The sequence below is a fragment of the Paenochrobactrum pullorum genome (genome assembly GCF_041929845.1).
GTDB lineage: Bacteria > Pseudomonadota > Alphaproteobacteria > Rhizobiales > Rhizobiaceae > Paenochrobactrum > Paenochrobactrum pullorum.
In genome coordinates, this window is sequence record NZ_JBHEEH010000005.1 from 89,828 (window position 1) to 104,887 (window position 15,060).

The 15,060-nt window shown below is 47.0% G+C and carries 12 protein-coding genes; 6 read left to right on the top strand and 6 right to left on the bottom strand.

Annotation, left to right across the window (positions count from 1 at the left end; genetic code table 11):
* Window positions 1–51 precede the first annotated feature (51 nt).
* Genes JNC77_RS10040 through JNC77_RS10050 form a run of 3 tightly spaced genes read left to right on the top strand, consistent with a single transcriptional unit; the run spans window position 52 to window position 3,336 of the window.
* Entirely contained in the window at window positions 52–1,785 is a 1,734-nt protein-coding gene (locus JNC77_RS10040) for an ABC transporter ATP-binding protein/permease (protein ID WP_374832029.1), read from the top strand.
* 7 nt (window positions 1,786–1,792) lie between these two features.
* On the top strand, window positions 1,793–2,506 hold the full coding sequence (locus JNC77_RS10045; RefSeq protein ID WP_374832031.1) for a hypothetical protein: 714 nt from the start codon (window positions 1,793–1,795) through the stop codon (window positions 2,504–2,506).
* Window positions 2,503–3,336 carry a ChaN family lipoprotein gene (locus tag JNC77_RS10050; protein ID WP_374832033.1) on the top strand — a complete coding sequence of 278 codons (834 nt, stop codon included), beginning with the start codon at window positions 2,503–2,505 and terminating at the stop codon, window positions 3,334–3,336. Before JNC77_RS10045 ends, JNC77_RS10050 begins: the two co-directional genes overlap by 4 nt.
* A gap of 45 nt (window positions 3,337–3,381) precedes the next feature.
* Here the strand turns inward: JNC77_RS10050 and JNC77_RS10055 are convergent, their stop codons facing one another.
* Window positions 3,382–4,185, bottom strand: coding sequence for an AraC family transcriptional regulator (locus JNC77_RS10055; RefSeq protein WP_374832035.1), 804 nt, complete (start codon window positions 4,183–4,185; stop codon window positions 3,382–3,384).
* A 107-nt stretch (window positions 4,186–4,292) separates the two neighbouring features.
* Between JNC77_RS10055 and JNC77_RS10060 the strand changes: the two genes are divergently transcribed.
* Window positions 4,293–5,474 carry an MFS transporter gene (locus JNC77_RS10060; RefSeq protein ID WP_374832037.1) on the top strand — a complete coding sequence of 394 codons (1,182 nt, stop codon included), beginning with the start codon at window positions 4,293–4,295 and terminating at the stop codon, window positions 5,472–5,474.
* Between the two features lie 71 nt (window positions 5,475–5,545).
* Here the strand turns inward: JNC77_RS10060 and JNC77_RS10065 are convergent, their stop codons facing one another.
* The 5 genes from JNC77_RS10065 to JNC77_RS10085 all read right to left on the bottom strand — a co-directional run bounded on the left by JNC77_RS10065 (window position 5,546) and on the right by JNC77_RS10085 (window position 11,843).
* Complete coding sequence (locus JNC77_RS10065; RefSeq protein WP_374832039.1) at window positions 5,546–6,817, bottom strand: NAD(P)/FAD-dependent oxidoreductase; 1,272 nt, start codon at window positions 6,815–6,817, stop codon at window positions 5,546–5,548.
* A 215-nt stretch (window positions 6,818–7,032) separates the two neighbouring features.
* Entirely contained in the window at window positions 7,033–8,532 is a 1,500-nt protein-coding gene (locus tag JNC77_RS10070) for a DHA2 family efflux MFS transporter permease subunit (RefSeq protein ID WP_374832041.1), read from the bottom strand.
* A gap of 239 nt (window positions 8,533–8,771) precedes the next feature.
* Window positions 8,772–9,359, bottom strand: a complete 588-nt coding sequence (locus tag JNC77_RS10075; protein ID WP_374832043.1) for a TetR/AcrR family transcriptional regulator — start codon at window positions 9,357–9,359, stop codon at window positions 8,772–8,774.
* A 77-nt stretch (window positions 9,360–9,436) separates the two neighbouring features.
* Complete coding sequence (rpoN, locus tag JNC77_RS10080) at window positions 9,437–10,840, bottom strand: RNA polymerase factor sigma-54 (protein WP_374832165.1); 1,404 nt, start codon at window positions 10,838–10,840, stop codon at window positions 9,437–9,439.
* Window positions 10,841–10,886: 46 nt separating this feature from the next.
* Window positions 10,887–11,843 carry a LysR family transcriptional regulator gene (locus JNC77_RS10085; protein WP_374832045.1) on the bottom strand — a complete coding sequence of 319 codons (957 nt, stop codon included), beginning with the start codon at window positions 11,841–11,843 and terminating at the stop codon, window positions 10,887–10,889.
* 130 nt (window positions 11,844–11,973) lie between these two features.
* On the opposite strand from JNC77_RS10085, the gene JNC77_RS10090 reads away from it, so the two are divergent.
* Both JNC77_RS10090 and JNC77_RS10095 read left to right on the top strand, forming a co-directional pair.
* A complete protein-coding gene (locus tag JNC77_RS10090; RefSeq protein ID WP_374832047.1) occupies window positions 11,974–13,359 on the top strand; it encodes an MmgE/PrpD family protein in 1,386 nt (461 codons plus the stop codon).
* A gap of 155 nt (window positions 13,360–13,514) precedes the next feature.
* The gene (locus tag JNC77_RS10095) at window positions 13,515–15,008 is read left to right on the top strand and encodes an ABC transporter substrate-binding protein (RefSeq protein ID WP_374832049.1); all 1,494 of its coding nucleotides are present in this window, start codon (window positions 13,515–13,517) and stop codon (window positions 15,006–15,008) included.
* Window positions 15,009–15,060 lie beyond the last annotated feature (52 nt).

Sequence of the window (15,060 nt, forward strand, 5' to 3'; positions counted from 1 at the left end):
CCGGAGCAGCGTCTCATGAGTTGCTTCGGCTTATTTTATTTGGCAACGGCAATGCGATTAATAAAACAATTTTGGACATTACTGACTTATTGCAATCATGGTTCCGGCAAAGTGCTCAACTGGTCATTACTGGCTATTATCTTTGCGCTGGAAATGCTGGGCATTTATCTTGGTGTTCAATTGATCAAGTGGGTCGCCGGATTTTATAATGCGGTTCAAGAACGCGATTTAGAAGAAACATTAAATCAACTGACTATATTCGGCATGATCGTTGCAGGTAATGTCGGCATTTACCTTTTCGAGTTTTATGCAAAAGGCTGGCTCGAAATCCGATGGCGTGAGCGACTGACCAACAGAACCCTTTCTATCTGGCTAAACAACAAAGCCTATTGGTTTTTATCGCTCAAATCCGAAAGTGAAAAACCCGATAATCCCGATCAACGCATTGCTGAAGATTGCAAAATATTTGTCAACCACACTTTATCCGAAGGAATTGACCTGATCACCCGCATCATCGGGTTATTCTCTTATGCGATTGTGCTTTGGGGACTGGCAACATTTGCGTTGGAATTTACACTCTTGGGTTTTGAAATCAGCATTCCACGCTATATGGTTTGGGCGCCGTTTGTTTATGTTTTTCTCTCTTCGCTCATTACCCATTTATTTGGGTGCCGTTTGAAAGAAACCTTTGTCGAACAGCAGAAAAAAGAAGCCGACTTTCGTTATGGCATGGCGCATATGCGCCAGAATGCAGCCGAAATTGCTATTATGAATGGTGAGCGAAGCGAACGCGAATTGCTCGATCAAAAATTCTCCGGTATCCGCAATAACTGGTTTTTATTGCTTCGCAGACAAGTACAGTTAGGGCTTTTCGCGCGCCCGTATTTTACAACAATTTTGCGTATTCCGATGTTTTTGGCGCTGCCTGGATATTTTGCCGGAGCAGTCAACTTTGGTGGGTTGATGCAATTAGGAACGGCTTCCCAGCAAGTTGCAACGACGCTTTCATGGTTCATTTTCAGCTATAAAAGACTTGCCGAACTGGTTTCTGCCGTATCCCGTCTTTCTAATTTCATTGAAAAAGCTGAGGCGACAGGCAGAGAGAAAAATGTCAGCAGACAATATGCTCAAAACAGAACCTTGTCATTAAATGATGTAACTTTGCATACACCCGATCAGCAGCAACTGCTCCATATTCCGGAACTGACTATACAAAGCGGAACGATTGTTTGGCTTCGCGGTCACTCCGGATTAGGCAAAACAACATTACTTCGGCTCATTGCTGGTGCATGGCAATGTGCTACGGGGCATATTTTTCATCCCGATGCATCGTCTTTTTTCCTCTCACAGAAACCCTATCTGCCAAATAGCGGTTTGAAAGCCTCTATTTGCTATCCAGATTCACCGGAAAAATTTACAGACGCTGAAATTGCTCAAGCTTTACATAAAACCGGTTTGTCTAAGCTTTTGCCTGAAAATGGTCAACCATTTGGAAAAATCCCCATGCCAACCGGTCTTTCCGGCGGCGAGTTGCAGCGTTTTGCATTAGCACGTGTCCTGCTCAATAAACCGGAATGGCTGTTTATGGATGAGGCCACCAGTGCATTGGATCATAGTGCCGAAATCGAATTACTCACAATGCTGCGCCATGAATTGCCGCACACCACACTAGTGATACTTGCCCACCGTGAACCCGGCAATCTCAAACCCGATGCCATCATCAATCTTGAAATTTTTCGCAGTCGCAACGAACAAAGCGCTGCACCGACCCTTCAACTTGCGTGAGGATAAAATGACTGAGCAACCAATTCGTGCCAAATTGCTGGCCAACCCAGCTGATGTACTCAAAACATTGCCGCAGATCGGCAAACTGATGATCAATTCCAAAAATGGCGGCGCAACGCATGAGCGGATCGGTGTTGTCCAAAATGTCATAATTGATGGTAATTGGATCTTCTTTACCGGTGATGAGCACAATTCGAAAATTGCTTTAAATGCCATTCATACGATGATTGCCGACCGCAGTTCCATCATGCAGGAAAAAGTTTATCCGCGCATTGATCTGTTGGCTGAAGATGATGAAGTTATTGGCAGCGTCATCGGTTTTGGCGGTGCCGAACCCTTTGATGCAGCACTTGCATCCTTTGCTCTTGAGGAATTAGCACCAAAAACCGATAGCCGTTCTATGGGCGATCAAGTTGAAGTTGAGGATAGTGATCCGGCTTTGAAGCCTTTCGCTGCCGCCCAACGCAATAAAGGAACTGTGCGTATTGCTTTGGAACGCCCTACCTTTCAACAAGAATGGACAGGTGAAATGCCGGATATCCGTAATTCACGCGGTTTTATCAATGTAATGAAACCGGATTTTCATCTACATTTGAAAGTAGGCCATGTGATGGATTGGCGGATTGAAGAGAAAGATGGGCAATTGCATTATTATGCACTTGACGCGGATGGCCAATCAACTGGTCTTGTTGTTTCCGGAACAAAAGAAGCATTTGCATGACTGAGATCAGCAATTTCACCGCGCAATGGCGTCGCCCTGACGGACAAATCCGCAGCCACCATCAGGTCATGCAGGATATGGCAAAAAAGCAGGTGGTACTCTTAGGCGAGCGGCATGACCGTTATGATATTCATCGCTGGCAATTACATGTCTGCGCCTCACTTCTCGGCTTGCGGGATAATCTGGCAGTTGGCTATGAAATGTTCCCGCGGCGTCTGCAACCGGTTCTTGATGAATGGGTAGCAGGTAAACTTGATAAAGAAACATTCCTGCAAAAAGCGGAATGGGGCACGGTTTGGGGCTTTGCCTCTGATCTCTATATGCCGATTTTTGATTTCTGCCGTGAATTTAAGGTCAAAATGCTGGCGCTTAATTGCCGTCGTGATCTCGTCACCCGCGTTGGAAAAGAAGGCTGGGATGCGATTGCCGAAGAAGAGCGCGACGGCCTGACACCAGCCCGATCTGCCAGTCTGGCACATCGTGAGCATCTTTTGCGTCTCACCAATGGCGGTCCGCCATTCATGCAAGGAAAGTCAGCGGACTCTCCTGAGTTTGACCGATTTGTACGCGCGCAACAAACATGGGATCGTGCATTTGCGTGTAATATCGCCAATTATTGCGCTGAGAACCCGCAAGCGCTTGTGATCGGCATTATCGGACGTGGTCATATGGAATATGGTCATGGTACACCTGACCAACTTGATGATCTTGGCATCAATAATTGTGGCGTGCTTTTAACCGAAGATATGGGTGATAAACACGCCTGCCCGTTGAGTGTTGAAGGCAAGGCTCTTGCCGATGCGGTTTTTGGCTTGCAAACACAGGCATAAATTTTACATCTGTTAAGTGGCGGCAAAGCTGACACTTAACAGATGTTAATCTCCTTCCAGCACGGCCAGATAACGGGTAGGCGTCTGCCCTAAAGCTTTCTTGAACATAGTAATAAAGGCGGTGGGCGATTCATAACCCAGCATTTCAGCAATTGCCTGAACTGATGTTCCGCCGGAAATCTCTCGCAGCGCAATGATGAGATGCAATTGCTGACGCCAGCGCCCGAAAGTTAATCCTGTTTCCTGCACCATCAAACGGGCAAGCGAACGCTCGCTCATAGCCACCCGTTTTGCCCACTGCCCCAAAGTGGCACGATCAGCCGGATTTTCACGTAACTGATCCGCAATCAAGCGAATTTTCGGATGATCAGAAACGGGCAGATAGAAATCTTCTTGCGGCATTTCTACCAGCTCATCCAACAATACCCGTACCAATCTTGCCGTATGGCTGTCATCTGAATAATCGGGCGAAACAGTCGATAAATGCCGGATCATCTCGCGCACCATCGGTGAGATCGACAAAGTACAACAATGTTGCGGCATCGCCGCCGCCTTAGGCTCGACAAATAAAAAAGACAACCGCGCATTGGCAGTCGCATGATTACAATGCGCCACACCACCTGGTATCCAGACACCGCAATTTGGCGGCACCATCAACATGCCATTGTGATCGTGCTCACTATACACCTGACACGTCACCGCGCCATGCAATGCCAATACCAACTGACCTTTGCGATGCCGGTGTACAGGAATTTCGGTCGAATAATCTTTAAAATCCAACTGCCAAGCCAAGACCGGACGATCATTCATATCCGGATCAAATTCCACTGCTTGTCGTTTTGAAACCATAACATCCGACCATATTTGGCATGATTTAAATATTAATAGGCAATATATCTAAATTCATTATATAAGCAATTTGTTAGAGAGGGACAACGAAAACGGAAATAAAAAAAATGAATACAAACAAAACTTATGTGTCACAATCCCTCATCCTGCTGATTGGTATCTTGCTGATCGCCACCACTTTGCGCGCTCCAATCACTGGTATTGCACCCGTTCTGGAAATGATCCGCGATGATTTTTCCTTCAGCACTTCCACAGCAGGCGCTCTCACGACATTGCCGCTACTGGCATTTGCCGTTGTCTCGCCGTTTGCCGTTGTTTTAGCGCGTAAACTCGGCTTAGAATTCAGCCTTCTCATTGCTCTCATGCTCATTACCGGCGGCATTGCGCTTCGGATGATTGAAACAGTCTGGTATTTGTTTTTAGGAACCGCTATTATCGGCACCGGTATTGCCATTGCCAATGTGCTGTTGCCAAGCCTGTTAAAGCGTGATTTTCCAACCAAGATTGCTTCAATCACCGGTGCTTATTCCGTAACGGCTGGTGTTGCAGCTGCCCTTGCTTCGGCTGCGGCCATTCCTATTGCCAATCATTTCAATGGCGGCTGGAACTGGGCTTTGGGCGCCTTCATTATTTTTCCTGTTGCAGCAATTGCCGTTTGGTTGACCCAACTTTCCGGCAATAGTGATAAAACACAAAAAACAATAAGCCTACACACAGACAAGCCCATTTGGAAATCAGCACTCGCTTGGCAAGTGACATTTTTCTTTGGTCTTAATTCGCTGGTTTATTATGTCATTGTCACATGGCTTCCGGCCATGTTGATCGAGGCAGGTTTTTCACCAGCTGTTGCCGGCTCATTCCACGGCATTTCGCAGCTTGCAACGGCCATTCCAGGATTGGTTTTTGGTCTCGTATTGGCACGCTTCCGTGATCAAAAAGCAATTGCCATTATGCTGCCTCTTATGACCGCTGTATCACTCATCGGCATTTTGATTTTGCCACAATGGGCTTCTCTTTGGTCGGCTCTTTTCGGCTTTGGTTGCGGCGCAACGTTCATTCTGGCACTCGCCTTTATCAGCCTGCGCTCCAGCAATCCTGCACAAGCCGCAGCACTTTCCGGCATGGCACAATGCATCGGCTACACGGTTGCAGCAGGCGCACCACCGGCTGCAGGTTTCATCTTCGAATATGCAGGTGGCTGGTCGGTTCCGCTCATCATCTGCACCATTTTATGCGTTGTGATGGCTATACTTGGTTACCGTGCCGGTCGACCTGTCCACATTGAATGAATTTCGCCCGTTCTATCGGACAAAAGAAAAAGCCTTGAGGCAGCTGAAACGGCCTCAAGGCTTTTTTATCATTATTGTTCAGGCGTACGTAAGGTTTCTTTTTGTGTGATCAAACGTGCACTTTGCAAGCCGCTCAAATAAATCCACAACCAGCTCCATGCAACAGCCAAACGTGAGCGGGTGCCGATCAGGAAGTAAATATGGGCAAGCCCCCATATCCACCATGCCAACAAACCTTTTAGGCGGAAATTGCCAAATTCAATTACGGCAACCTTTTTACCAACAGTCGCAAGATTGCCCTGATGGCGGTATTTAAAGGTCTCGTTAAAAGGCTTTCCATCCAGATCGGCACGAATGGCTTTAGCTACGAAACTGCCTTGTTGTTTCGCGGCTGGCGCAACCCCCGGCACCAGCTTATCATCGCCCCATCGCACTGACGCCGTATCGCCAACCACGAATATCGACGGCTCACCTTCAAGGCGCAAATCTTTGGTCACAATGACACGTCCGGCACGATCACCTTCAACACCGAGCCATTTAGAAGCAGGTGATGCCTGCACACCTGCTGCCCAAATAATGGTGCGGCATGCAATAAACTCCTCGCCGATTTTAATACCGTCTTCATCACAAGCAGTCACCGGTATGCCGGTACGCACTGTAACGCCCAGCTTCAGCAAGGCAGAGCGTGCATATTCCGACAGTGCTTCACTAAATGTAGGCAAAACGCGGGCGCCCGCTTCAACCAAAAGAACAACCGCTTTTTTGGTATCAATCCGGCGAAATTCACGCGGCAAAGTACTATGCGCCAATTCAGCAATAATACCTGCCATTTCAACGCCTGTCGGCCCTGCACCAATAATAGTAAACGTTAAAAGTGCGGCCTGTTTTTCCGGATCGGTCTCCAATTCCGCTTGCTCAAAAGCCAACAACACACGACGGCGAATAGTGGTCGCATCCTCCAATGTTTTCAGCCCCGGCGCGAAGGTTTCCCACTCGTCTTTGCCAAAATAAGCATGACGGGCACCAGTTGCTAAAACCAGCTTGTCATAGGGCACACTGACACTATTACGCAGAATAACGTGTTTATTTTCACGGTCGATGCCGACAACTTCATCCAGAAGTGTTGTCACTTCCGGTCGGTCCCGAAAAAGATGGCGGATTGGCCACGCAATTTCTGATGTCGCCAACACAGTGGTCGCAACTTGATAAAGTAATGGCTGAAACAAATGATGATTGCGACGGTCAATCAAAGTGATTTCCACATTTGCACCTTTGAGACCATGAACAGCCTGCAAACCGGCAAAACCCGCGCCAACAACAACAACCTTCTGTTTCTCAGCCATAACGCATTCCATTCCTGAGGATGAGCTCATTATATAAACATGATACTAATCGATTAGAACATGCGCATAAGAAAATATATAGCAACGCTATCACGATAAGATAAATTATCGAAATATAATTGAGCGTTTAACGCAATTGCCGCATTTAAGTGAGGCACAACGCCCGATCATGTAATTTCAATGATCGGGCGTTGATATTTTATAAGATTGTCCTCTTAATCGGCAGTGCTTCTGACTTTATAAGTTGAATAAGCCAATATCAACGCTGCCATGAAGCCCAAAATACCGGCAACAATTGCTGCAAGCGTAAACCCTTGAGCTAACGCCTCTGTCAGCAACTGATTAAAGATACCTGTATCAACATCAAGATTTGCAGGTTTTTCATGCATGCGAATAGCAAAAGCTGCACTTTCACGCATATCGCCAACATCCAGATAACTTAGTGATTTTTCGAGCACGTTGACTGCTCGGACGCTCATAAGCGTTCCAAGCAAGGCAATTCCGATTGTCATGCCGCCCTGACGCAAAGCATTCATCGTAGCTGATGCAGTTCCTGTGCGTTCACGCGGCGCACTTGCCATTGCGGCAGCTCCAGTTGACGGTACGGCCAAACCAAGCCCCACCCCAAGCAAAGCAAATAATAAGGCAATCGTCATATAAGAGGTCATGGATGAAAAGCTTAACATTGCGGTCATCGAGACACCGATCAGCACATAACCGCCAACCATCAATTGATTGACGCCAAAACGCTTGGCCAATGTGCCGAAACATGAGGCAACCACCAGCATAGCCGCAAAAACCGGTGCCATACGCCAACCCGCTTCGGTCGCACTCCAACCCTGCCCGCGCTGTAAAAACAACGAGAACAAAAACAGGCTGGTATAACCTGAAAATCCAAGGACAAAAGAAGCAAAATTTGCAGATGCGAATGGCCGTTGTTTAAATAAATCAACCGGCAAAACCGGACGCTTTACATTCATTTCGACCAAAATAAATGCACATAAAGCAATAACAGCCACAGCAAGCGGCACAACAGCTTCAAATGCTGCCCAGCCGGACTGACCTGCATTGATAAGTCCCAAGGTCAAACTACCTAAAAACACAATGCTTAATACCTGACCTGCCGGATCAAGTGCCGCATGATCAGGGTTTAAACTTTCTTCAATGCTGATAAACCCCAAAGCGAAGGTAACCGCCCCGATAGGCAGATTGAGTAAAAAAATACTCGGCCATCCCGCCTGATCTACCATGAAACCACCCAGCATCGGCCCTAAAATCAACGATACAGCGCTAAACGACGACCAGCCACCAATAATATGTGCCCGCTCTGCAGGATCGGGATAAGCTTGCGTTAAAATTGAAAGAGCGCCCGGTATGACCAGAGCACCTGCAATACCTTGCAGCGAACAGCCTATAATGAGCACCGTTAAAGAGCCAGCAAAGGCACAAACGGCAGAACCAAGAGTGAAAAGCGATACACCACCAAGCCAGACACGCTTGCGGCCATAGCGGTCAGCAAGTGGACCTGCCGATAACATAAAAGCCGACAGACATAATGTATAAGCACCAACAACCCATTGCAAACCAGCCATACTGGTTTGCAATCCGGCCTGAATGGCAGGTAATGCAACGCTTACAATGCTGATAGCAAGCGTTGCCATGAATGTCCCCAGATAGACGGCAGCAACTGCAACCGGGCGTCCTTTAAGTGACATAATCGAATAAACCTTCTGAATATAAGCTTGCCAAATGTAAATCGACCGACCGTCGGTCAATCAAATTTGAAAGCTTGTTTCTCACCAATATCAAAGAAAGTGACATATCATTTCAGACGTGTGGCGAGGGGATTAAAATAGTTTGAAACGGAGAAACGGAGAAACGGAGAAACAAATTTATCACATAATTAAAATATGACAATAAAAATCATAATTAAGATAATAATCATTTTGCGTCATCATTTCATTGATAGCATTTTAAGACATGCATCAGCCAAATTCCGAGCAAATAATTTATAGTCGTTAGGTGGCGTGGCAATTATATCATCGGTCGCGCCATGGACACCGGCATAAATCAGCAACGTCACCACACGCGGCTCTGGCGGATTCCAGATACCAGCTGCAATGCCACCACCAATGATCATAGATAATTGGTCTAAAATATCTTTTTTCGCCTGATTGGAACGATCATGATGGTGATGCTGATTATAAACGATATCATGGATGCGATATGTTCTGACATAAGTCTCCACATTCGAATGGATCCATGCACATAATTTACAGCACCAGTCGTCCGGCTCACAGGCATCTATTGCCTGTTGCACACTTTCAACAAAACGCTCCGTGTAGCGCTTGGCCAAAGCCGCAAGCATATCGTTTTTCGAGCTAAAATAATGATAGAAAGTTCCTTTGCCGACACCTGCTGCATCGGTAATATCGGTTATTGTCGTTGCATCAACACCCTTGGCTAAAAACAATGTTTCAGCCGCTGTCATCAACTCATCAAGCCTGACTTCTGCAGGCTTGGTTCTGGATATTTTGGTCATTTTTGATATTGAGCCGCAAGCTGGTTTTCCATTTTTCCCAGATTAGCGCCAAGAAACCAATAAAGAAATCATATAATTTAATTCCCCCTCTGCTTTTTCTGCCAGCGGCGCTGTGATGAAGAAGCAATTTTCATCAGTTCCCGGTACTTTGCAACCGTTCGACGGGCAATCTCAATACCATCCGCCTTTAGTCTTTCAGCAATTGCATCATCAGACAGAATGGTCTTGACAGTCTCACCATCAATCAGCTGTTTGATTTTTTGCTGAATGGTTTTAGCAGATAAATCATCCTCACCAGCACCTGCCGCGATGGCCTTCGAGAAGAAATATTTCATCTCAAACAGCCCCCTGTCCGTCATAATATATTTATGCGCAACAGTACGGGAAATCGTTGATTCATGCATATCAATAGCTTCTGCCACCTCGCGCATGGTCAAAGGTCGTAAAAGGCCATTACCTGACATAAAAAAATCACGCTGGTAACGTGCGATGAACGTCATCACTTTCAAAATTGTTCGAGCTCGCTGGTCAAGGCTGCGCGTCAACCACCCCGCCGACTGCATGCAGTCCCTGATAAATTGCTTTTCATCCTCATCAAGTCCAACATCTTTGATCCGGCTGGCATAAACACGATCAACCAACACACGCGGTAAAGCTTGCGTGTTTAATTCAACTATAATTTCCTTGTTGTTGTTCACGCGAATAAAAGCATCCGGGACAATATTGATGGCAGGCGTTGCATCAAAACATAGGCCGGGCTTCGGATTAAGTGCTCTGATTTTATGCACCATGCCCAATATTTCATCTTGGGATACGCCACACAATTTTGCCAATCGCGGCATATGACGATTTGCCAGCAGGGTTAAGTTATCCAGTAAAATCTGCATTGACTTGGTAACCTGCTCTTTATCCTGCAACTGAATATACAGACATTCGGCTAAATTACGTGCCCCGACGCCGACAGGTTCAAAACCTTGTATGCACTTCAGAATACGTTGAAATTCATGTTGTGACGTTTGAAACTGCTCGATGATTTCCTCACAAGGGCGACGTAAATAACCATCAGGCTCAATAGAATAGACAATTTCAGAGGCTATGAGCTGATCACTCGGCTCATCAAAGCTCGCCATCACTTGCTGCTGTAAATAGTCATATAAAGAAACACTTACACTATGTGTTTCCTCGATAGAACGCAGACTACCGGAACCGGATAATGTCCCTTTCCGTATGAAAGGTGCATTATTCATCTTTGGCATTGCAGACTTTGATGGAGCCAATTCCAGCAGTGGATTACGTTCGACCTGATCGATTATATAAGATTGAAGCTCGTCGTAGCCGTATTGCAACACCTGCACCGACTGGATCATCTGCGGTGCAAGGGTCTGTGTCTGCTGCTGGCTCGTATAAAGCTTCACTCCGGCTTTCATACAATCACAATCGAACCTCCGGCTTTCCTGAAAAATATTTTCACTCAAAAGCATATTTGGCACGAAAATTGCTTATTTAAAAGTAGCACACAAGATATTTTTAAATTTGGATCGGAAATTCTTTACCGTTTTCCGAAATACTTGCCCAGAACCTGTTCACCACAGTGCGACTGCGACCAAGGCGCTTGTAAATGCGAACTTCAATCGGGACGGTCCAACTTGCACCACCTGCAAGAACGAGTTTCTTATCACTCAGTAAATTTTTAATCCGGTCATAAGGCATCCATGTAATGCCGTTGCCTTCCAACACCAGCCCGAGCAGATTTTCGCCATTGGTACCTTGACAAGTTTTCAAGACCTGCAAATGATTTTCAGCAATGCGGCTTTCAACAATATTACCAATATAAGAACCCGGCAACCGCGCCACATAAGGCACCACACCATTCAAATCATCCAAATTGATGCTTGGTGTTATGCCGTCTTTATCAGGCACACAAACCGGCACCACTTGTTCAGGTCCTAAAATCTTATATTCAAACTGCTCCAAATCAAACGAAGAAACCTGTCCCGACGAATGATAGGTGAGGAAAAAGTCATATTCACCGCTATCAAGTGCCTGCACATCTTCCGGTGTGGTGCGCGATGATAAAACATTGGGCACAATCTCCGGCATCAGCGCTTTTTTGCGGGTTATCCATGACGGATAAAAAGATTGCACCAGCGTGGTAGCGCCAGAAAATTTCAGCAAATAGCGATCATGACCAAGCAATTGACGCGCGTTTTCCTCGGCGCGACGCACGCTGATGATGATAGGCTTGCAATCATTGAGGAATTGCTCACCTAATTCAGTGAGTTCCAAAGGCTGGCGATTACGGGCAATCAACTCGCCGCCCAGATGATTTTCAAGGGATCGAATGCGTTTGGAAAAAGCTGACTGGGTAATATTGCGTTGACGTGCAGCACGCGCAAAACCTTTGCATTCAACCACGGCCAGAAAATCTTCAATCCAACTTAAATCCACACCCTTACTTTCTTCCCACCATGCCTGCCCTGACATCCGGCTGCGGCCAGATGTCCAAACCGGACTATAACTATTCCAAAAATCCGTTTGCTCCGCTTCTGCCTACGAACTTAAACTCAAGCCAACCCAAGTGAAGCATAACAGGTATAATATGAAGCCGGAATTAATGACACACAGTGATAAAAATCGCGAGCATTTTTATATCAATCGCATGAGTGCCTATGCCGCCAATGCTTTGAGCGATACGCTCCCTGACGAAGTGGCAGAAAAAGCCAAATATCATATCTTGGATACATTCTGTGCCATGATCACCGGCGCCCGTTTGACGGTGGGTGAAATGGCTTTGTCTTATTCCAAAACCCTGTCACAGGCAGCAGATAAAGCTGCCTGCATTGTCGCTTCCGACGGCTTTTTGCATCCGGCTGATGCAGCACTTGTCAACGGCATCATGGCTCATGCCAATGAAACCGACGACAGTCATCCGGCCGCGATCGGTCATCCGGGCTGTGCCATTGTACCGGCAGCACTCGCGGCAGCAGAAGCCAATGCATCAAGTGGCAGCGACTTTTTGAAAGCTGTGGTGCTTGGCTATGATTATTATGCCCGCATGAATATCGCACTTGGCTCAAACCATATTTATGCGCGCGGACATGGCCCTTATAGTATTGGAGGCGCATGGGGAGCCGCAGCCGCAGCCGGCGCTCTTTATAAAATTGATGCAAAGCGCATGGCTTATGTTTTCTCCAATGTTGCGCATCAAACCGGTGGTATTGCCGTATGGATGCGCGATAAAGACCATATGGAAAAAGCTTTCCATTTTGCAGGCCTTCCAGCCCGCAATGGCGTGAGTGCAGCCGCAATGATCGCTCATGGTTTTTCCGGCACCGACGATGTGATTGAAGGCCGCGGCAATTTCATGGATGCCTATTCGGACAATCCGGATCGCGATTTTCTAATTGGTGAATTGGGCACCCGTTTTGAGGTGATGCTCACCAATATCAAAAAATGGTGCGTGGGTTCACCTATTCAATCTGCACTCGATTCTCTTGAATATTTGATGGAACATGAAGGTGTTCGTTTAAGTAACATCGAGAGCCTAACCATCGAATTACCGTCTCATGTGGTTGATGTCGTGGAAGACCGTGGCGTGCCGGATATCAACTGCAAACATTGTCTTGCATTAATGCTGGTGGATGGCCGTTTTGGCTTCCATACGTCGCATGATTATGCTCGCTTGCTGGATCCGGCTATTCTGGCCATGAAGAGCAAAATGTCGTTACTGCCGAGCGATGAACTGGCAACTGCGATGCCTATCCGGCAAGCTATTGTCACTGCGGTTTTGTCAGATGGACGCACCGTCAGCCGCCGCACTTATGCAGTAAAGGGCGTAGTTGAAAATCCAATGGATCGTAATGACGTTATCCGCAAGGCGCAGGATTTATTGTCGCCGCTTCTTAAACAAGAGACTGATAAATTTATCGAAACCGTGCTCAATATCGAAACATTATCCGATATTCGCGCATTACGTCCTGTGCTGCAAAAACACGACTAAACTGGTTGGAATCTAGCGAACGAAAGAAAATCATGATAGAAAATCACGAAATTCGCCTTCAAACCACAAAGGCAACACGCTTTATGCGCGCTGTCTCATTGGCGGGAGTAGCTTGCTGTGCGTTGACAGCATCAGCGTGGGCTGCGGATTTGCGGATGGGGATGAGCTCCGCACCAACCTCGATTGATCCGCATTTTCATGCCAATAGCTCCAACATCTCGATGACAGGTCAGGTTTTTGAGGGGCTGACCTGGAAAGACGAGAATATGCGCCCTATTCCGGCTCTGGCCGAAAGTTGGGAGTATATGGGAGACAATATCTGGCATTTCAATTTGCGTAAAAACGTCAAATTTCATGACGGCACACCATTTACTGTCGATGATGTGATCTTCACCTTTGAGCGTATTCCAACCATCGTCGACAGCCCTAGCCCTTTTACTGCACGTCTGGCCGATGTGGTTTCTTATAAAGCGCTTGATGATCACACCCTTGAAATCGTCACCAAAGGTGCAGCACCAAACCTGCCGATCAATCTGGCCGATGTGCAGATTATTTCGCGTAAAAACGGCGAAAACCAAACCACACAGGACTATGTAACCGGTAAAGCCATGATCGGCACCGGCCCATATAAATTCAAAAATGCCCGTATCGGCGAGATTTACGAGTTTGAAAGCTATGACGATTATTGGGGCGGCAAGCCTGCTTGGGACAAGGTAACACAGCGCATTATCAGCTCTGATCCGGCACGCATTGCCGCACTTCTTGCCGGTGACGTTGATCTTATCACCAGTGTTCCGACCAGCGACATTGCGAATTTGGAAAAAGCACCCAATATCGCGCTTTGGTCAACCGCTACCAACCGTATTGTTTTTGTGGCACTTGATGTTGAACACGAAAAGCCGATTGCAGGTCAGGTAAGCGATAATAACGGCAAACCTTTAGACAAAAATCCGATGCTTGACGTGCGGGTACGTAAGGCGCTTTCCATGGCGCTTGACCGCAAAAGCTTGGTAGAGCGTGGCCTTTCCGGCGATGCATTACCAGCAAGCCAGCTCGTGCCTGAAGGTCTCTTTGGCTATAATCCGGAAATTCCGATTGAGCCTTATGATCCGGCTGCCGCCAAGGAGCTTTTGAAAGAAGCGGGCTATCCGGAAGGTTTCCGTGTGGTACTCACCACCTCCAACGACGACACATCACGTGTGCGCGCCTCACAGGCTATCGGCCAGATGTGGACACGTATTGGTGTACGCACCGAAATTGAAACCATGCCACATGCAGTTTTCATTCCAAAAACCAATGACTTCCAGTTTGCACAGATGATCCATTCATGGGGTACTTCAACCGGTGAAGCCGCTTATACATTGCGCGGCATTGCAGGCACCCGTGATCATGAAAAAGGCATCGGCACGTCAAATCGTGGTCGTTATTCGAATCCGGAAATGGATGCGCTGGTCAACAAAGCCTCCGAAACCATGGATGACGCAGAGCGTGAAGCTATGCTGCAAAAAGCAATGGCGATGACCATCAGCGATTACGGTATTCTGCCGCTCTACAGCCCGAAAGCGACATGGGCTTCGTCCAAGAATGTGAAATATATTCCGTCGAAGGCCAATGTGACGTCGGCAATTTTCGCAACACCTGCTGAATAATCCGACTTCAATACTGATCCCTTATACGGTTACAAAGCCGTATAAGGGAATA